General features: G+C 64.0%; 16 protein-coding genes. 4 read left to right on the top strand and 12 right to left on the bottom strand.

Features of this window, described 5'->3' with window-relative positions; genetic code table 11:
• Nucleotides 1–15: 15 nt before the first annotated feature.
• Both ACSQ3D_RS26750 and ACSQ3D_RS26745 read right to left on the bottom strand, forming a co-directional pair.
• On the bottom strand, nucleotides 16–2130 hold the full coding sequence (locus ACSQ3D_RS26750; protein WP_436128850.1) for an NAD(P)-binding protein: 2115 nt from the start codon (nucleotides 2128–2130) through the stop codon (nucleotides 16–18).
• Between the two features lie 151 nt (nucleotides 2131–2281).
• On the bottom strand, nucleotides 2282–3811 hold the full coding sequence (locus ACSQ3D_RS26745; protein ID WP_436128849.1) for a winged helix-turn-helix domain-containing protein: 1530 nt from the start codon (nucleotides 3809–3811) through the stop codon (nucleotides 2282–2284).
• 150 nt (nucleotides 3812–3961) lie between these two features.
• On the opposite strand from ACSQ3D_RS26745, the gene ACSQ3D_RS26740 reads away from it, so the two are divergent.
• The 3 genes from ACSQ3D_RS26740 to ACSQ3D_RS26730 all read left to right on the top strand — a co-directional run bounded on the left by ACSQ3D_RS26740 (nucleotide 3962) and on the right by ACSQ3D_RS26730 (nucleotide 6481).
• Nucleotides 3962–4489 (top strand): hypothetical protein, encoded by a 528-nt coding sequence (locus ACSQ3D_RS26740; protein ID WP_235504085.1) that lies wholly within the window; start codon nucleotides 3962–3964, stop codon nucleotides 4487–4489.
• Between the two features lie 247 nt (nucleotides 4490–4736).
• The gene (locus ACSQ3D_RS26735) at nucleotides 4737–5036 is read left to right on the top strand and encodes a hypothetical protein (protein ID WP_156370498.1); all 300 of its coding nucleotides are present in this window, start codon (nucleotides 4737–4739) and stop codon (nucleotides 5034–5036) included.
• A 44-nt stretch (nucleotides 5037–5080) separates the two neighbouring features.
• Nucleotides 5081–6481 carry a hypothetical protein gene (locus ACSQ3D_RS26730; protein ID WP_436128848.1) on the top strand — a complete coding sequence of 467 codons (1401 nt, stop codon included), beginning with the start codon at nucleotides 5081–5083 and terminating at the stop codon, nucleotides 6479–6481.
• A gap of 185 nt (nucleotides 6482–6666) precedes the next feature.
• On the opposite strand, the gene ACSQ3D_RS26725 is transcribed toward ACSQ3D_RS26730, so the two are convergent.
• The 7 genes from ACSQ3D_RS26725 to ACSQ3D_RS26695 form a co-directional block, all read right to left on the bottom strand.
• Nucleotides 6667–7314: a DUF1569 domain-containing protein gene (locus ACSQ3D_RS26725; RefSeq protein WP_436128847.1), complete on the bottom strand. Its 648-nt coding sequence runs from the start codon at nucleotides 7312–7314 to the stop codon at nucleotides 6667–6669.
• Between the two features lie 220 nt (nucleotides 7315–7534).
• Nucleotides 7535–8707 carry a GGDEF domain-containing protein gene (locus ACSQ3D_RS26720; protein ID WP_056419952.1) on the bottom strand — a complete coding sequence of 391 codons (1173 nt, stop codon included), beginning with the start codon at nucleotides 8705–8707 and terminating at the stop codon, nucleotides 7535–7537.
• A 488-nt stretch (nucleotides 8708–9195) separates the two neighbouring features.
• Nucleotides 9196–10485, bottom strand: coding sequence for a hypothetical protein (locus ACSQ3D_RS26715; protein ID WP_436128846.1), 1290 nt, complete (start codon nucleotides 10483–10485; stop codon nucleotides 9196–9198).
• A 102-nt stretch (nucleotides 10486–10587) separates the two neighbouring features.
• A complete protein-coding gene (locus ACSQ3D_RS26710) occupies nucleotides 10588–11355 on the bottom strand; it encodes a hypothetical protein (RefSeq protein ID WP_436128845.1) in 768 nt (255 codons plus the stop codon).
• Nucleotides 11356–11509: 154 nt separating this feature from the next.
• Entirely contained in the window at nucleotides 11510–12088 is a 579-nt protein-coding gene (locus ACSQ3D_RS26705; RefSeq protein WP_056419807.1) for a hypothetical protein, read from the bottom strand.
• Nucleotides 12085–12414, bottom strand: a complete 330-nt coding sequence (locus tag ACSQ3D_RS26700) for a J domain-containing protein (RefSeq protein WP_056419803.1) — start codon at nucleotides 12412–12414, stop codon at nucleotides 12085–12087. The genes ACSQ3D_RS26705 and ACSQ3D_RS26700 overlap by 4 nt, the downstream gene beginning before the upstream one ends.
• Nucleotides 12415–12497: 83 nt before the next feature.
• The gene (locus tag ACSQ3D_RS26695; RefSeq protein WP_056419800.1) at nucleotides 12498–13211 is read right to left on the bottom strand and encodes a YebC/PmpR family DNA-binding transcriptional regulator; all 714 of its coding nucleotides are present in this window, start codon (nucleotides 13209–13211) and stop codon (nucleotides 12498–12500) included.
• A gap of 311 nt (nucleotides 13212–13522) precedes the next feature.
• Between ACSQ3D_RS26695 and ACSQ3D_RS26690 the strand changes: the two genes are divergently transcribed.
• Complete coding sequence (locus ACSQ3D_RS26690; protein ID WP_436128844.1) at nucleotides 13523–14752, top strand: nucleoside recognition domain-containing protein; 1230 nt, start codon at nucleotides 13523–13525, stop codon at nucleotides 14750–14752.
• A gap of 125 nt (nucleotides 14753–14877) precedes the next feature.
• Here ACSQ3D_RS26690 and ACSQ3D_RS26685 read toward each other — a convergent pair whose 3' ends face one another.
• The 3 genes from ACSQ3D_RS26685 to ACSQ3D_RS26675 form a co-directional block, all read right to left on the bottom strand.
• Nucleotides 14878–15780: a ZIP family metal transporter gene (locus ACSQ3D_RS26685; protein ID WP_436128913.1), complete on the bottom strand. Its 903-nt coding sequence runs from the start codon at nucleotides 15778–15780 to the stop codon at nucleotides 14878–14880.
• Between the two features lie 151 nt (nucleotides 15781–15931).
• The gene (locus tag ACSQ3D_RS26680; RefSeq protein ID WP_436128843.1) at nucleotides 15932–16555 is read right to left on the bottom strand and encodes a superoxide dismutase; all 624 of its coding nucleotides are present in this window, start codon (nucleotides 16553–16555) and stop codon (nucleotides 15932–15934) included.
• Between the two features lie 93 nt (nucleotides 16556–16648).
• Nucleotides 16649–17149 carry a hypothetical protein gene (locus ACSQ3D_RS26675; RefSeq protein WP_436128842.1) on the bottom strand — a complete coding sequence of 167 codons (501 nt, stop codon included), beginning with the start codon at nucleotides 17147–17149 and terminating at the stop codon, nucleotides 16649–16651.
• Nucleotides 17150–17896 lie beyond the last annotated feature (747 nt).

Here is a 17896-nt window from a genome sequence, read left to right as displayed (position 1 = left end):
GGTGGCCTAAACGGACTAAACCGGCGATGTGGGCGGAGTCGCTGCCGGCACCGGATACCCCACGATGTCTTCCAACGCCGGGTATCCGCTGATGGCATGCGACGCGAGCCGCCCGCCCATGGTGGCACCCTCGGCACTGCCCACGTTCAGGCCGGTGTAGATCCAGTCGCCCGCCAGCACCAGATTGCTGAAACCGGACTCCCAAGCCTTGAGCCGTGCGGCCGTGCTGCCCGGCGGGCTGATCACGTAACGCTCGGACGGGTCGATGTTGGCGCGCCAGAACTGCTGATCGAACCGCTGCACGCCCTGCCCTGCATTGGCCGGGTCGTGGTCCTGCAGCAGGCTGAAATCCATGCCGGTCGGGTCGCCCGGCGGCGAGACCACATTGGTGGTGGACTTGGGCAGCAGCGGTCCCATGCACACCTGCAGGTACTGAATGCACTGCGCCTTGACCCGCGCATGGGCCCGCGCCGGGTAGTCCGTGTCGGTGAGCGGCGGCGGTGGCTCGTAGTCGGCCATGGCACCCGAGAAGTACCACAGGGACTTGGGCGTCTGGCTGGCCGGCCACGACTCCCACGGCAGCAGATGGGTGAAGTCCACCTGGCCGTCCAGCGGGTTCATGTAGGTGGCGCCGATCACCGTGTCCGTGGGGTTCTTCAGGGGAATGTCCCAGCCCAGGTCGGTGGTACTGCGGTTGAGCCACACCTGCATGGTTTGCGTTTGTACGGTAGGCACTTTCTCGACCATGGTGCGCCACACGGGGCGCGCGGCCAGCAGCTCTTTGCACAGGTAAGGCACGGCACCCACCGCAATGGCGAGCACCACCTGGTCGAAGTCTTCGCCGGCCTTCAGGGTCTTCTGGGCCACGTTCTTCCACGGCGTCCAGTACGACTCCAGGTCGATGTTCTGCTCGCGCAGCGCATCGCCTTGCACCAGTTGGTCATAGCCCGGGCCGGAAGGCCACGAGGGCAGGCCCTCGACCGGCACCAGGGGCTCGTAAGGAGCCTGCGGATTGACCAGCGTGGCCTGCACGCCCAGTTGCACGGCGGCCACCGACTCGCCGTCGGCCGACAGCGCAAGGTTCTCGACCTTGTGGAAGAACTCGAACTGCACGCCGCGCTGGCGCAGCACCAGGTACAGCGGCGCGATCACGGTCTCGCCGGTGCCTGCGGCAAACAGCCAGGCGAACGCGCCCATGTACGCATAGCTGCGCAGCGACCAGTGCAGGTACGCACCTGCCGCCATGCTGGCCGTGCGGGCCGTGTCGCCCTGCGGGTATTGGTAGGACAGGTTGACGGTATTGAGCGCGAGCGGCGACGACACCGTCATGACCGACGCGCCGTGGCGGGTCAGCCAGTCGCTGAAATTCTCGTTGTCGATCACATCGAAGCCCCGCTCGATGATGCGGTCGGCCAAGACGCCGCGCACGATGGCCATCAGGTATTCGAGCACGATGTACAGGCGCCTCAGGTCGTCGTTGCCCTCGATCAACGCCTTCAGCCGGGCGTTCAGCCAGCTCCACACTTCGTCGAGCACGGGGTGCTTCTCCGCCAGCTCGGCGTTCTCATCCAGCACGGCAGCCTGCAGGCGCCGCAAAATGTCCTGCCCGGCGCGCAATTCCAGTTGGTGGATCTCGCTCAGGCCCGGCACGGCCTGGGGGTCGATCAGGCCCTGCGCAGTCTCGGCCAGCCCGCCGATCCACTGCCGGATGGTCTGCAACGACGAGGCATCGTCCGGGGTGAGCGAGTTGGTCGGCACGGTCATGGGCCAGCGCTTGAAGCCGCCGTTCTCGAACTCCCACATCAGCACGAAACTCTCAGGCAGGAAGGCCTGCTCGAACGTGGCGAGTTTGGCGTCGGCCGGGCGGCTCAGCGCCTTGTAGCAGTCGGCCATGAGGGGCAGCGCGTTGTAGTAGCTGCCCAGAAACCCGTGGATGCCGTGCTCTTCGATGCGGTTGTTGGGCCCCCGCTTGGTCGCACATTTGCCGCCCAGCCGCCAGCCCATCTGGTACACGGTGATCTCGTATTTTTGCTGCCAGCCCGGCTGGCGGGTCAGCTCGTAGGCAGCCGTCAGCGCGGCCAGGCCGCCTCCGAGGATGGCGATCTTCTGGGGTGCATTCGTTTCAGGCATGGTTTCCCTCTCCAGTGAATTTCAGGCGGCTTGTTGTGGATGAATGAATGACTAAAAACTAAGGACTGGCAACTTGCAAATAACGGATAACGCATAACGCGTGACGACTGACGGCCGAAGGCCAAGCCCATGGACGCGTGGCTGAGCGGGGTCACTCGCTCCAGCCCGCCTGGCGCAGGCAGTGCGTGTACTCGTTGAGATGCGCCTCGGCGGCGAAGGGGTGTCCGGCCTTCAAGGCCTGCATGGTGTAAGGCCCGAATTTCTGGGCCTGCCGCAGGGTTTGCTGGCCATCTTCGACATGGCCGGCGGCTACCTGGCATGCCGCCAGGAGGTAGTGGTTGAAGAACCAGTCCGGCCGCTTGGACAGCGCCTGCAAGGCAAACTTCAACGCGGCCTCATGGTCGCGCTCGATGAAGCTTGCCAGGGCTCGCGTGCGCAGCCACAGGCTCAGGTGCGGATCGAGCGGACTGGCCTCGCAGGCCTGCAGCACGTAGCTTGCAGCCTCCTGGGTGCGTCCACAAAACGCCAGCAGGCGCCCCAGTTCGCCGGCAGCAGCGGCCAGTTGCGGGTAGATGGACAGCGCATGTTCCTGCTCGGAGATCGCCTGCGGAAAATTGCGCGAGAACGACAGCACCGTCCCCAGCGTGAAATGCGCGAAGGCGTCGTTGTCATCGTGGCTGACCGCCAGCAGGGCGTGCCGGTTGGCCTCGGCGATGTCCATGCGGGGAGACTCCGACCAGCCTGCCCATACCCGCGACATCAAGATGAAAGCGAGCATGGCCAGGGTCGGCGGATCGTCGGGTTTGGCCTGCAGCGCCTTTTTCGCAAAGTGCTCTGCCTTGTCCATGTGCTCCAGCGTGGTGCGCCAGAAATGCCAGCGTGCACGCATCAACAGCTCCCAATGCTCGCGGTCACGGGGTGTGGACTGGCTGCTGGCCCACTCCTCGCGCCGCAGGTAGGCGGGCTCGATGGCGCTCACGATGGCGGCCGATATTTCGTCCTGCACCTGAAAGAGGTCGTACGCCGGCCTGTCGAAGCTCTGCGCCCAGATGGTTTCATTGCGCGGTCCATCGATGAGCTCTGCGGTGATCCGCAGGCGTTTGCCGGTCCAACGGATAAAACCGGAGACGAGATACCGGACCCCCAGCTCGCGGCTGATGGTGCCGCTCGCAGGCAGTGGGTGCTGGTAGCTCACCGACGAGTTGCGGGCTATCACGTACAACCATCGCGACCGGGAGAGCCGGTTGATGATGTCCTCGGCCATTCCATCGGCCAGATACCCGTCGTCGGACATTCCCGCGGCGACGCCGAAAGGAAGCACTGCCACCGAACGGGACGCACTGGACACCACGGACGGCAGAAGCTCCGAGGCGCTGCCGTCTACCACCACCGGCGCAACGTGCGCCACGAACCTGTAACCCTGCCCGGGGATCGTCACGATCACCTCGGAGCCCAGCAGCTTGCGCAGTGAGGACACGTGCACCTGCAGGTTGTTTTCCTCCACCACCACGCCCGGCCATACCAGGCTGAACAACTCCGATTTGGTCACCAGTCCGCCGGCCTTATGCACCAGGGCGCACAGCACATCGAAAGCGCGCGCTCCCAGCAAGACGGGCTTCCCGTAGGAAAGCAACTGTCGCTCGTGAACCCTCAGCGTGAAGTGGGAAAACGTGAATTCCATGGTCTTGGCCTCTGTTTCTCATCACCTGTGCAATGCACCCCTCAGGTGGCCCGGCGGACTCTACATCAAGAATTTTTTAAGGACTATTAAGTTTTTGCCAGCTTGCCTTAAGGCCAATATGGCCACGCACGACAGAGAATTCCTTCACTCATGAAGCGCAAAAAAGAAAACATTTTAAATATTATCAAATCGATATTTAAAATTAATCAAAAGCATCATGAGAAAATGCCGGACCAAGTCACTTCCGACGCCGGCATTAATTTCAGAAAATCCCATTTCCAAGGAAAAGCCATGTCTGACTGCAATTGCAACCAAAACAATGCCAATGACAACTCTGCCCAAGTGCCCAACTTTGCGGAAGCCGGTTTCGCCGAAGGCAACAGCCACGCACAGGCCTTGCAGGCCAATGCTGGCGTAGCTGCGCAGCTGGAAGGCGTCCATGCGCTGAAGCTTTCCGTCTGCGTTGGCGCAAGTTACAACGCGTCCACCAACAAGATCTGCTTCACCATTCCGATCTATGGCAATTACTGCGTGACCTCCCCAGTGCATATTCCAGTGGGCGGTCAGATCAAGGTGTGCGCCCAAACCTGCGGCAGCTTCATTCCCACCGGCCTGAAGGCCACGATCTACCTGAACGGTAGCGTCATCGCCAACGTCACCCTCTTCGGCGCTTGCTGATCTATAAAATTTGATAGGCCTGAAAAATAAAACGAATCCGCCTATCAAAATTTCATATTCATTACATCAAATCCAGAGCATTTCATTAATTCATTACCCACTCGGATTGAATGACCGAAATGGTCTATATCGCGATAGGCGACGAATTAATGCTACGCACTAAGCCACTCCCAATGAAATAAATCGGCAAGTGCAAAACAACTTGCCGATCCTCATTGTTAAATCTCACAAATCAAAGGAATTCAAAATGACTGTCATTGCCGCAGGAACCTCGCTGCCAAAACCCGAATCCGGCCAATCCCATCGGTCCGGACCGAACTTTACGCTCATCAGCGATGATGGTGGATCCATTACATTGTCATTACCCTCTGGCATCGTTTTTGATATCAAACAAGACATTTCGCTCAAGGAAGACCCAACGCCTGTCAAAGACGCGACAAATGGAACCGTTGTCCCCGGCGGAAAGCTCACCACGGGGAAAAATTACTATATAGCCAATCCTCGGAACGCAACTTCCAACTTTAGCGTTACGCTGAATCAAGCATAGATTTAATTTGCGGGCGGGGGGATTCAATCAACTCGGAAATGCACATGCCTTCTGTGGAAACGAGCATCAACTTATTGATCGTCAATCGACTATCGGTATCGCTCACATTTGACAATCCGACATCTACCATTGGATCATCCCCCACTCCATCCGCCCCGTCTGTCGCACCTGATGGGGCGATAAACATAAGCGCGAATGGAATGACTGGCTGCGCTGGAGAATTTGAGCTCGTCGCTGAAGATTATCTATTGATCATAAATTACACCGTAAATCCTGAAGGCGGACCTGCGAATATTGCCATCAGCTTGCCAGTCGGAGTGATCGGCGAATTCAATGCGCCTGTCTACCAGGGCACATCTATTGCACCGCAGCTGAACCTCTATCACAGCGTACCTTCTGGTCCAGATGGCGGCTACGTAGTACCGCTGGGCATTTTGGCAAATCCGCCATTTGAAAATGGCCAAGACTTCTCCAACAGCATGTTCGGGCCCAACATTCGGTCTGCATCTCAGATTTCAGCAACACCGAGTGAGCCTTGCAAGAGCGGCTACGTCATGCCCGCAGACTTCACAGGCGGACAGCTGGCTGGGGCTGCAGCAGTGTTTCTGGATCAATGGCATGGCACGGAGACCGGCATCTGCAACAGCGACGACATCGCTCTTCTCGATTTTCTTAAACACTATATTGTGACCGCAAGCTCAAGCGGACCACTCACCCTCTGGCTTCCCACGATGGCGCCAGTCGAAAATTCCGAGCCCATTTCCTACTTGCTCAGCGGCTATATTTCGATGCCATTCCTCGGTGCTGGAAATTCCTGGAATTCAGATACCGTCACGTGTTTTTTGACACTTTTACTGGGCGGCGGCCACTTCGTCGCAATCTGCGCAAAAGATGATCTGCCATCGTCGACCGCTAATGTCACGCCCATGGATGAGATGCTGAAGTCGAGCGCTTTGACAACAAAGCACGACATTGGCAATTCACACTATACGAGTTTACTCAACGTGACGGGAACGTACTACCTGGATATATCCAGAGATTTTTCTCCACCGGGCTGCGGTCTTATTCTCTCGTTCCTCACGGGTCGAACGGTCAACAATCCGCTGGCGCGCCCAGGGGATTACAACAGCTTTTTCCAACTTGAAGGCTGGCCGTACTCGATCGGCTCAAAGCGTCACACTGCGGACTATGAAACCTACACGCAGACGTTGTGGAACATATCTACGTACGGTGCATGTCCATACAGTGAAAAAAGAGGCACCACGTTGTTTCTGGCACCGGCTGAATGGACGCCCACGGTCTACCAAACCACGCGAATGGCGCCTTATGTGGGAGCCTACGCAAAAAATCCATCCAATCCGGCACCTCAAGCGTGGCTCGATACGCAGCTTATTGAGATTCCGAATACCGCACCTGCATTGCCCGCGAAATATTTTGACCGGTAATGACAGACTCTTTAAAAACGATGGTCCGCAACTCGCCATCGAGCACCGATCGGCGGGGCCGGTGATACCTTCCACACATGACCCATGGCCAAAAAGGGCTGGCAGCCTGCCTGCTCCACCCAGGTGTTGGTGCACATCCCAGGTTGCTTCATCCATCAAACCTGACCGCCAAGCGGGTCAGTCGCTCAACGAGCAATGCGCGCGTCAAACGCAGACAGGTGGTTGGCCAGATGCATGGCATGGGCATGCTCGTACTGCGAGCGGCTGAGCATGCCATAGGCAAAGTGCGGATGCAGCGGCCCTGGGTGCAGTTCAAACGCTGTCACGGCGGCTTTCAGTCGGGCCAAGGCGGCTGACGCATCCGCTGTGGGCGCAGTCAGCGCCGGCGCACCCGGAATGGGCTCCGCCAGGTTATGGCTCATGCGACCGCGCCAGGCAAAGAGGCCGAACGCCGCGGCCCCGGCCGTGTGCTGGAACACCGCCGACTTCGGCTCGGGAAAGCCCGCCAACGAAAACTCGATGCTCTGCGCGCAGTGCTTCAACGTCTGCGACCAGCTCCACGCCGTGGCGGGCGCGATTGGCTGGGCGGACGCGGCGTGCAGGCGGTCCACTTCCTTCATGGCGTCGCTGACGCGGGCGTAGACCAGTTGCCGGTCATGGCTGGGCTGGTAGAGCAGGTATCCGGCGCCCGCAGCCACTCCCACTGCAGCCACGCCAGAGCCCAGCGCCAGAACGCGTCGGCGCGTGTGCGACGGGGCCCGGATTCCCCGGTTTGATCGTGGTGCAGCCGCACCGCCACGTGTTGTGCCTGCCATGCCGGTCTGCTCGCTCATCGGGGGTTCTTACGAAGGTGGGGGAAGGGGTTGCCATTGTGCGACCGCGCCCCGCCCGGCAGCCACCCACCAGCTGCCGGCCAAGGTCGGGCAGGCGACACAAGCCACATTCGAGCGCGGCAGCACGCCCGGCCCGGCAGCCCGCGCATGCGCTATCGATCGGGTCAGCCTGATGGGCGTGCAGCCATGCAGCCATGCAGCCGCGCGCACTTCGCCGCCCTTACCGCTGCAGCACCTCCACGCGGTTACGGCCGCGCTGCTTGGCCAGGTACATGGCCTCGTCGGCCCGTTGCAGCACGGCCTCGCCCGTGTCGGGTTCGGCAAACAGCGCCACGCCGACGCTCACCGTGAGCGGCGGGCCGTTGCGGCCCTGTGGCCCCAGGCTCTCCACCAGTTGGGACTCGACCGTGGAGCGCAAGCGCTCGGCCACCGCCGCCGCGCCCAGCCCATCCGCATTGGGCAAAAAGATCGCAAACTCCTCCCCGCCCAGCCGCCCCATCACGTCTTCCTTGCGCAGGCAGCGGCCCGCCAGCTGCACGAAGTGCCGCAGCACATCGTCGCCGCAGTGGTGGCCCCAGGTGTCGTTGATGCGCTTGAAATGGTCCAGGTCCATCACCAGCACGGGCAGCGCCGATTGCGTGCGCTGCGCGTTGCTGATCGCCTTGTCCAGCAGCGTGAGGAACGCGCGGCGGTTGAACACGCTGGTCAGCGGGTCGACCTCGGCCAAGTGGCGCAACTCGCGCGTGGTGAACTCGTGCGTGAGCATCAGCACGCCGAAGCCGATCAGCACCAGCGCCAGCGTGGCCTCCAGCACCACGAACTGGGACAGCAGCTCAAGCAGCTCATCGTTCCACTGAAAGCCCGTGAGCGGCGACGACAGCTTGAACAGTGCGGGCCTCACCAGCACGAACAGCCCGTGCGCGCCAATTGCCGTCCCCACCAGGTAGCGCACCGGTACGTTGCGAAAGCCGCCGCGCGCGAGCGTGCGCGCCGTGAGCAAAAAGCAGGGCCCCGAGAAAAGACCCGCCAGCGCAAACCGCGCGCCCGGATGCGGGTGCACCACCGTGAAATACGCCGACAGCGCCAGCAGCAGCACCATGCCGACCGCGGCGGCGCCATGCCCCAGGGGACTGCGGCCGACATAGGCACGGCTGCCCATCAGGCAGGTGTACGAGGCCAGGGCGATGGAGGCCTGCGCCAGAAGCACCGACACCACCTCGGGCATGAAGGTGCGCAGCAGCAGTGTGGTGCTGAACACCGTCGCCCCCAGAAAGGACAGCACCCACAGGCGCAGGCCAGGGATGTTCCGGTGGAAGTACCACACGGCGTAGAGCACGGAGGTAACCAGCGCAGCCAGCAGGGCCGCCAGAATGACGAGGGTGGGACTGTGCACGTACGCGAAGAAGCTGGGCAGAAAACTGGGGCTGGTGGGCCGCGGGCACGGGCTTGGTCTACCCTGCAGGCTCGGCGTCTCAGACAGATCGATCATCCAAGAGCGCACGCTGCAGGGCATGAAAGCGGCCTCATGTTAACCGAGCATGACCTCATGCGGATGACAGTGAAGCAAGTCGCTCGCCCCTGTGTGCGGCGCAGCCGGTGCGATGCCATTGACGCGGTGCGGTTTGATGTCTGCGCAAGGCCGCACCGGGCTGCTGCAGGTGGCTCTAACTGGATACCAGCGCACGCGACCGGCACTGGGACGCACCGGATGGTGGCGTGGACTCCGACGGCATCTTCATCATTGACCCGAAGGCTCTGTGCGTGCTGGCCCACCTGCGGTCCATGGCGCGGCACCGATGCCTGGCGGCCCAGAGCGGCCGTGGCGACCCGGCGCAGCGCCCGGGCGCTACGACGTCAGTCTCGTCGGTGTCGTCAGCGGCTTCAGTCGCCCACGACGTTGCACTCGCGGCGCAGCAGCGCCAGCGCGTCGTGCATCTGGTAGTCCATGTCGCTCAGCAAGGTCTTCTCTGCATCCTGCACGAAGCCGGCCCACAGCGTGGCGTAGTCCTGCTGGTGCACGCCGCTGGCGTGGCCCTGAATGAAGTCGGTGGCCAGTGCGGGCTGCCAGCCGGACTTGCGGACCTTGCGCACCAGGCTGGCGGCGGTCTTCTCGGTCAGCAGGGTCTTCTTGGGCACCCCGGCCGCCAGGCACAGGAACAGCGTCAGCAGCGAGTGCTCGTCGTCGTTGCCCTGCACCGTTTTCGTCCAGGTCTTGCTGGCAGGCTGCGGAGGCTCTTCGTCGGCATCGAGTTCGTCCAGGCTGCGGTGGTAGTCGTCCACCTCGGCCAGGGGGTCGTCCAGCAAAAAGTACCGCGCACGGAAGGTGCCTGTAGGGCGCAGCAGGTTGCGCAGGGGCGCGGCGGTGTCCAGCAGCCTGGGCAGGTCGGCCAGCACGGCGGCGCATTGCGCCTCGACAGCGCCCCGCAAGTCGGCGGGCAGGCCCGCCGGCACACGAAGCGTGGCCGGGGCCGCCACCTTCTTCTTGCGCAACGCGGTGACCAGTTTGTCGAACGCGACGGCATTGGGCCATTCGCCCAGCTCCATCGCCCCGGGGGCGAGCGCTTGCATGAGCAGTCCGGTGCGGATGACCGCCTCGGCATCGGCGCCAGCGGCTTCCAGCTCGTCTTCGTCCAGGTCGTACTGCTGTGCCAGCCACCGGGCTGCGCCGATGGCGGCCGCGGTCTGCGTGCGGCGCGCGAGCTCGGCGCGGTATTCGGCATGGCTGCGCAGCGACCACACGGCCAGCAGCGGAGTCTCCGCATCGGCGTAGCCCGCCATGCCGAAGTTGCTGCTCTCGGGCATGGCGATCAGGCGCTTGAGCATGTCGGAGCCACCCTTGGAGCGCGACAAGAAGGAGTTGTCACGCAACGAGACGGCCGCCTCGTGCAGATCGCCCCCGGTGGTGTCCAGCAGGTACAGGCTCACGAGGTTGACCATGCGGTCCCGCGCCTTTTCCAGCTCGGGCCGCAGGAACTCGCTGCCGAAGTAGCGCGCGATCTGCACCATGCCTTTGGGGGCATCGGTGTGGATGGCTGCGAGCCGGTCCGCGCCGATGATGCCGTGCGCTACACCGTAGGCCAGGGCCTTGTCGAAGAACGGGCGGGCATCGTGCAGTTGCAGCGCGCCGGGTGCGGCAGGCGAATCGGTGGGTGGTGTGTGAGGCAATGTCATTCAGGTTTCCATCGCGCTGCGCGTCGTCGCGGTGTCACGAAACTGGCGCGGCCCCAGCCAGGGCCGCCGCGCAAGGGCCGCCCCGCCACAGGGGGTTGCCATCTAGATAGCGGATTCTTCATCCGAGGCCCGCGCAGCCGGTGTGGCCTTGCCGCGGTCGGTCTCGCTGGTTTCGAACTTGCCATCGTCCTCGTCGGCGGGCTCGTCGCCCTCCTCCAGGCCCAGGTCGAACGCGCGGGCCTTGGCGCGCAGCACCAGCAGCATTTCGATGAACAGGTCGCGGCATTCGTAGCGCAGCAGCCAGGCCATCTGCATCCAGTCGCGGTCCGCGACCTCGTCCTGGTCGACGCGGGGCTGCACATAGCCGGACGCCAGCAGTTCATCGTCGGTGAGCGTGACGCCGTAGTCTTCGACCGCGTCGAAGGTGCCGGTGCGGGCAAACGCCTCGATGCGGCTCCACTTCTCGGCGAAGTAGTTGGCCAGCGCCTCGGCGCCGCCTTCCAGGTCGCCAATCGCGGTGAGGAATTCCACCGGGTCCGCGTCGTCGCGGAAGACCACCGCATTGACCATGTTGCGCAGGTGCGTGTGCGTGAGGTCCTTGTACTGTTTTTCCAGCACCATCGCGCGCGCGAACTGCTCGGGCGTGACCAGCAGGTTCACCACCGAGGCCTTGGAGTCGTCGTACTCGCGCATCACCGCCAGGATGTCCTTGGGCGCGAGCTGGTCCAGCACCACCATCAGCGCGCCGTCGCCGTCGGTGTCGGCCAGCTCGGCCAGCGCCGACTCTGCGCCCACGATGTCACCCGCCGCAATCAGGCTGGTGGTCTTGGTGATCAGGGCCAGGTGGGTGTTGTTGCTGTCGTTGCTCATGGTCGTACCTCAGCTCTCAAGAGAATGTCTCGTCGTTTCCAGAACGCGCCCGAGACCGGCGCGCGTCCATCGCCAGCGCCGCCGTGGATCCGGCTTAGCCGGTCCACCAGAGGCGTCCCCCCACGGGGGGAAGGCGCGCAGCGCCTCAGGGGGCTCAATCCTTCCGGTCGAAGCCGACGTCCGACAGCCAGTTGGAGCTGGCCTCTTCGCGCGTGCGGCTGTTTTGCGGGTCTGCCGCGTCGTCGGCGCTCAGCGTGTTGAAGTCGTCGTCGTGTTCCGCGGCGTCTTCACCGTCTTCGGCGTCGTCGCCATCGGCGTCTGCAGCCTGCGCGGCGGGGGCCATGCGGGCGTGCAGCAGCGTGTATTCGAGCCCGGCGGCCACCGCCAGAAACCGCGCGCCCTGCGGCTCGCGCAACACGGTTTGCGCCAGGCTCTGCGCCCAGGGTTCCAGCGTGACGGCGTGGGTCAGGCTGTGCCAGTCGGGCAGTTCATCCTGGGGCAGGCCCAGCAGGTGCTCCACCGCAGCCGGTTTTGCAAACCGAAAGCCCTGGTGAAAGGCCACCGCCACCATCTCGGGCGCCAGCTCCATCATCTGCACCAGGAAGGCGATTTCATTGCGCTTTTCGGCCAGGCGCTTGCGCAGCACGTCCTTGCCTTCGGAGTCGGACACCAGATCGTCGAGCTCGGCCTGGTAGGCCGAACGCAGGTCATAGAAGTAGGGAGAAAGTTTCACTGAACGGGCAAAGAGGAAGATGAAGACGAGGACGAAGAGGACGACGAGGAAAGAATGTCGCGGGCGTAGGTCTGCCAGATTTCCTGCGCGGTCTGCAGCGGGTCGTCCAGCAGGTTGCGGCGGCGGTTGTCGTCGTAGGCCTGGCGGGCGGTGTCGTCCGACAGCACCTCGTAGGCCTTTTGCACCGCCTGGAACCGCTGCGCGGCGTCGGGCGCGTCGTTGCGGTCCGGGTGGTAGAACGACGCCTTCTGGCGAAAGGCCTTCTTGATGTCGGCCAGCGACGCGTTGGGCGCGAGCCCGAGCGCTGCGTAGTGGTCTGCGGTCATGAATCAGCCCTCTCCATGTGCGCCGGCCCCTGCGCGGCAGGCAGCCCGCGCCGGGCAGGCGGTGAACGCTGCAGCGCGCTGCTTCACGCGCCCAGGCTCACGAACACGTTCTGCACATCGTCGTTGCCGTCGATGGCCGCCAGGAACGCTTCGACCTCTTCGAGCTGCTCGGCGCTCAGGCTGGCGGGGTTCACCGGGTTCTTGGGCTTGTAGCCCAGCTTGGCCGACAGCACGGTAAAGCCGTGGGCGGGCAAGGCACGGCTCACCAGGTCCAGGTCGGTCGGGTCGGTCCAGAAGGTGGTGGTGCCTTCTTCGTCGCCGGCTTCGAAGTCCTGCGCACCCGCTTCGATGGCGGCCAGCTCGGGGTCGGCATCGGCGTTGGCAGGTTCGGCCTCGATCATGCCGACGTGGTTGAAGTCCCACGCCACCGAGCCCGAGGTGCCCAGCTGGCCCTTGCGGAACAGCACGCGCATTTCAGGGGCGGTGCGGTTGACGTTGTCGGTCAGGCATTCGACCATCACGGCGACCTGGTGGGGCGCAAAGCCTTCGTAGATCACGCGCTCGTAGTTGACCGCGTCGGCACCGGTGCCCGAGCCCTTCTTGATGGCGCGCTCTAGCGTGTCCTTGGGCATGGACACCTTGCGGGCCTGCTCGACCACCAGGCGCAGCCGCGAGTTGCTGGCGGGGTCGGCGCCGCCGCGTGCGGCCACGGTGATTTCCTTGACCAGCTTGCCAAACAGCTTGCCCTTGGCATCGGCGACCAACGCCTTGCCCTTTGCCTTCCACTGCGCGCCCATGATGGACCTCTTTTCCTTGGTGTTGGTGTGCGGCGCGCCGGGGCGCCTTGTACGGGCGGCTCTGCGTCAGCGCAGGACACAGGCTGTAAAAAGCCGCCTGCGGTGAACGGAACCGAACCCTATAGGGTACCACTGTGGCCACCGTTGCCCGGTTGCCACGCCGCCAGACCCTGCCCAGGGCAAGGACAGGTAACCTCGCAGAAAGGCAAATAGACAAGCAGGCAGACAGAAAGCAGCGGATGAAAAGTCCATTGCTAGGCACCCCCGCTCTTTACGCGACCAACCCACTTCCCTGGAATGACGGACTCCTGATGCTCAATACCCTGTGGCTGGGCTTTTTTCTGACGGCGGCCGTGGCCGCGCTGGCGCAATGGCTGGTGGGCGGCAACGCGCAGATCTTCGCGGCCATGGTGGAAGCCCTGTTCGCCATGGCCAAGCTGTCGGTCGAGGTGATGGTGCTGCTGTTCGGCACGCTCACGCTGTGGCTGGGGTTTCTGCGCATCGCCGAGAAGGCCGGCATCGTCGATGCCCTGGCGCGGTGGCTGGCGCCGCTGTTCGCCAAGCTGATGCCAGGGGTGCCCGGCGGCCACCCGGCCCTCGGCCTGATGACGCTGAACTTTGCCGCCAACGCGCTGGGGCTGGACAACGCCGCCACGCCCATGGGCCTCAAAGCCATGAAGGCGCTGCAGGAGCTGAACCCCGAGCCCGACACCGCCACCAATGCCCAGATCCTGTTTTTGGTGCTCAACGCGTCGTCCCTCACGCTGCTGCCGGTGACCATCTTCATGTACCGCATGCAGCAGGGCGCGCCGGACCCGACGCTGGTGTTCCTGCCCATCCTGCTGGCCACGTCCGCGTCCACGCTGGTGGGGCTGGTCAGCGTGGCGGTGGTGCAGCGGCTGCCGCTGTGGAGCCCGGTGGTGCTGGCCTACTTGCTGCCTGTGGCGCTGCTGCTGGGTGGCTTCATGGCGCTGTTGGCCACGCTCAGCGGCGCGGCGCTGGCGCAGCTGTCGTCGCTGCTGGGCAACCTCACGCTGTTTGCGCTCATCGTCGCCTTTGTCGCGATCGGCGCGTGGCGCAAGGTGGCTGTGTACGAGGCTTTCATCGACGGCGCGCGCGAGGGCTTCGATGTGGCCAAGGGCTTGCTGCCCTACCTGGTGGCCATGCTCTGCGCCGTGGGGGTGTTCCGCGCCTCGGGCGCGCTGGGCTATGTGCTGGACGGCATCCGCTGGTGCGTGACCGAACTGGGTGCCGACACCCGCTTTGTGGACGCCCTGCCCACGGCTCTGGTCAAGCCGTTTTCAGGCAGCGCCGCGCGCGCCATGCTCATCGAGACCATGCAGACGCACGGCGTGGACAGCTTTGCGGCCCTGGCCGCCGCCATCATCCAGGGCAGCACCGAAACCACGTTCTACGTGCTGGCGGTGTACTTCGGGGCCGTGGGCATCCAGCGCGCCCGCCACGCGGTGGGCTGCGCGCTGCTGGCAGAACTGGCCGGGGTGGTGGCGGCCATCGCGGTGTGCTACTGGTTCTTTGGGTGAGTGCCCAAGCCCTGCTCCAAGCAATGCACATGCCTCGGGGCAATGCAGATATCGCCCCCTTGCAGCATCAAAACCGGCCCTATCGCCTTTCCAGCAAGCGCTGACAGCTATAAAAAATGTAGCATTCAACCCAAGGCGGTATCCAGCAGCATCATGATCACAAACCCCACCATCAGCCCGCCCGTGGCCCAGGCCTCGTGCCCCTTGCGGTGGGACTCGGGAATGATCTCGTGGCTGATCACAAAGAGCATGGCACCCGCCGCAAAGCCCAGGCCCCAGGGCAGCAGACTGGCGGAATAGCTGACCACCGCGGCGCCCAGCACGGCGCCCACGGGCTCCATCAGGCCCGACGCCATGCCCAGCCCCACCGCCAGCGAACGGCGGTACCCGGCAGCGAGCAGCGCCACGGCCACCACCAGGCCTTCGGGCACATCCTGGATCGCAATGCCGGTGGCCAGGGCACTCGCACGCAGTGCGTCGCCGCCGGCATAGGCCACGCCGATCGCCAGGCCCTCGGGCAGGTTGTGCAGGCCGATGGCAAAGACGAACAGCCAGGTGCGCCGCAGGGTGCGCGACGCCTGCGCGCCCTCCACCCCCTTGATGAAATGCTCGTGCGGCAGCAACCGCTCCATCAGCAGCAACACCAGCCCCCCCAGCAGGATGGCCGCCCCTACCGTGCCGCCCGCGCCCCAGGCCCCCGCGCCGCCAGCGCGCGCTGCCTGGATGCCCGGAATGATCAGCGAGAACGAACAGGCCGCCAGCATCACGCCCGCGCCAAAGCCGAACAGCGTGTCCTGCGTGCGCTCGGACAGCCGCTGCGACAGCATCACCGGCAAGGTGCCCAGCGCCGTGGCCAGCGCCGCAGCCAGCCCGCCCCACAGGGCGCCCAGCACCACAGGCTGGTTGGCAATCCAGGCCCACACCTGGGCGAACGCCGCAACCACACCGAGCAGGACGATGCCCAGCCCGATCCACTGCCGCCAGTGCAAGGCAGCGTCGCTGCGCGCGCCAGGCTCAGCGGGCAGCATCGGTTCATCCGCCGTGTCCGGCGACGTCAGGGAGGTGGGCGGGGTGGGCATGGTGGCTCCTGGGGTCAGTCGGGCTGGATCGGTCAGGGGGCGGTACAGAGCGGGTCGATTGCCGGGCTGCGGTGTGGCGTGTACGGCCCGGATGAATCTGTCAGCCCCGGGCCAGCGCGTAGCGGCGCTCGACCTCGGCCCAGTCCACCACGTTGTAGAACGCCGCGATGTATTCGGGGCGGCGGTTTTGGTACTGCAGGTAGTAGGCGTGCTCCCACACATCCAGGCCCAGGATGGGCGTGTGGCCGGACATCAGGCCCGCCATCGCCGGGCTGTCTTGGTTGCCCGTGCTTTCGACCACCAGCTGGCCCGCCTTGGTGACCGACAGCCATGCCCAGCCGCTGCCAAAGCGCGTGAGTGCCGCCTTGGTGAAGGCGTCCTTGAACGCATCGAACCCGCCCAGGTCTGCGTCGATGGCGCGCGCCACATCGCCCTGCGGCTGGCCGCCGCCCTGGGGTGACATCACGCGCCAGAACAGGCTGTGGTTGGCGTGCCCGCCGCCATTGTTGCGCACAGGGCCCTGCAGGTTTTCGGGCAACAGCGCCAGCCGTGCCACGAGCTCGTCGATGGGCAGGTCGGCATGTGGCGTGCCCTGCAGCGCCGCGTTCAGGTTGTTGATGTAGGTCTGGTGGTGCTTGGTGTGGTGGATCTCCATCGTGCGGGCATCGATGTGCGGCTCCAGCGCGTCATAGGCGTACGGCAAGGCGGGCAAGGTATGGGGCATGGTGTCCTTGAAAGGCAAAAAAGTTGGGGAAAAAGCGCGGCGAACGTAGTGCAGCGACCGCGAACAGGCACAGCGCGCGAAAGAGGACAGGATTCAGTGGTGCCCTGCCCCACCGGCCGCATGCACCACATGGGCCGACGTCAGGGTCTGCGTGATCAGGGGCTGTGCGCCATGGGCCTGCACATGCCGCAGCAGCGCGGCATGCGTCTCGCGGCTATGGCGCCAGGCGGCCTGCTGCAGGGCCGCGCCATGGCGCGCGTCGGCCATCAGGCTGAGCAACAGGGCGTGGGCACGGCACAGCACCCGGGCGGCGTCCGCCAGCGCTCCGGCCTCTGCCTGCAGCTCGGCCACGTTGAGGTGCGAGACCACGGCGGCAGCAATGCAGTCGTCTTCATGCCCTGCGGGCGGCGTGCGCTCCAGAAGCTGCAGCGACAGGGCCAGCGCCTGGTGCTGGTACGCCATGGCCATGCGCCACTGACCCAGTTGCTGTGCGGACCGCGCGCGCTGCGCGGCATGCTGCCAGCGCGTCAGCGTGGCGGGTTGGTGGGGGGTCGCATCGGGTCGGTGAGGGCGGGGGTGTAAGCCGGTGTCCATGGCAATGCTCCTGGGGGAAGCCTTTTGCGGTGGACGAAGGTGGCGTACTCAGGCATGCAAATGATATGCATTCTCAATTAAAATGTCTAGCGCAGGGATTTGAGAGGCTGGCCGGGCAGTTGCGGTAGCGCCGCATGCGTTGGCGCTGAATTTAGGCGACCTTTGGCGCTGGCAGAGCGGACGCTCGGAGTTGAAATGAGCGGAACTGCCCAGCTTGCCGTGCATGTCCACTTCGTTGAATCCTCGGCCTCAGTCCGAGCGACATTGAGCGGATGTGCTGGACACCACGGAGTACCGGAACTTGGAAGTTATGGAGATGCATGCCGACTCCGGTGACGAGGGGGCAAACCAAGCCACCACGTCCACCCCATTCTTTGCATCATGAAAAAATTGGGCGACTCTATTCCAGTCCACCACGACGTTATCGTTCGCTCCGCAGAAGATATTGGTGCTGGTATAGCTCTTGCCGGAAGCAACGTAACTGTATTCCACCAGAGGAAACTGGCGTGTGCCTCGACTGACCTTTACGGGGAAGCTGTCAATACTCGTAAACCGAACCGGTGTACTGAGGTGTGTGCATTTTGTTGTCGGTGCGGGCAGCAAAAGAGGGGCCAAGGACGCCCCAATGATCGCGAATGTGGCGATTCCAAAAGAGATGGTGACGATGCGGCGATTCAATGGGGACTCCTAGGGACTCTCTGCACGAATCATCGCGCCGTGTGCATCTGCGGTCTCGGGCGGCCTGCA

Origin of the sequence: Acidovorax sp. LjRoot117 (genome assembly GCF_964252695.1) — a bacterium.
Lineage (GTDB): Bacteria > Pseudomonadota > Gammaproteobacteria > Burkholderiales > Burkholderiaceae_C > Acidovorax.
This window is presented reverse-complemented; position numbering and strand designations above follow the sequence as displayed.

What these genes read in the sequence shown, in the direction of transcription:
- ACSQ3D_RS26750 (WP_436128850.1), bottom strand. Translation starts at nt 2,130, where the DNA reads ATGCCTGAAACGAATGCACCCCAGAAGATCGCCATCCTCGGAGGCGGC.
- ACSQ3D_RS26745 (WP_436128849.1), bottom strand. Translation starts at nt 3,811, where the DNA reads ATGGAATTCACGTTTTCCCACTTCACGCTGAGGGTTCACGAGCGACAG.
- ACSQ3D_RS26740 (WP_235504085.1), top strand. Translation starts at nt 3,962, where the DNA reads ATGAAGCGCAAAAAAGAAAACATTTTAAATATTATCAAATCGATATTT.
- ACSQ3D_RS26735 (WP_156370498.1), top strand. Translation starts at nt 4,737, where the DNA reads ATGACTGTCATTGCCGCAGGAACCTCGCTGCCAAAACCCGAATCCGGC.
- ACSQ3D_RS26730 (WP_436128848.1), top strand. Translation starts at nt 5,081, where the DNA reads ATGCCTTCTGTGGAAACGAGCATCAACTTATTGATCGTCAATCGACTA.
- ACSQ3D_RS26725 (WP_436128847.1), bottom strand. Translation starts at nt 7,314, where the DNA reads ATGAGCGAGCAGACCGGCATGGCAGGCACAACACGTGGCGGTGCGGCT.
- ACSQ3D_RS26715 (WP_436128846.1), bottom strand. Translation starts at nt 10,485, where the DNA reads ATGACATTGCCTCACACACCACCCACCGATTCGCCTGCCGCACCCGGC.
- ACSQ3D_RS26710 (WP_436128845.1), bottom strand. Translation starts at nt 11,355, where the DNA reads ATGAGCAACGACAGCAACAACACCCACCTGGCCCTGATCACCAAGACC.
- ACSQ3D_RS26700 (WP_056419803.1), bottom strand. Translation starts at nt 12,414, where the DNA reads ATGACCGCAGACCACTACGCAGCGCTCGGGCTCGCGCCCAACGCGTCG.
- ACSQ3D_RS26695 (WP_056419800.1), bottom strand. Translation starts at nt 13,211, where the DNA reads ATGGGCGCGCAGTGGAAGGCAAAGGGCAAGGCGTTGGTCGCCGATGCC.
- ACSQ3D_RS26690 (WP_436128844.1), top strand. Translation starts at nt 13,523, where the DNA reads ATGCTCAATACCCTGTGGCTGGGCTTTTTTCTGACGGCGGCCGTGGCC.
- ACSQ3D_RS26685 (WP_436128913.1), bottom strand. Translation starts at nt 15,780, where the DNA reads ATGCTGCCCGCTGAGCCTGGCGCGCGCAGCGACGCTGCCTTGCACTGG.
- ACSQ3D_RS26680 (WP_436128843.1), bottom strand. Translation starts at nt 16,555, where the DNA reads ATGCCCCATACCTTGCCCGCCTTGCCGTACGCCTATGACGCGCTGGAG.
- ACSQ3D_RS26675 (WP_436128842.1), bottom strand. Translation starts at nt 17,149, where the DNA reads ATGGACACCGGCTTACACCCCCGCCCTCACCGACCCGATGCGACCCCC.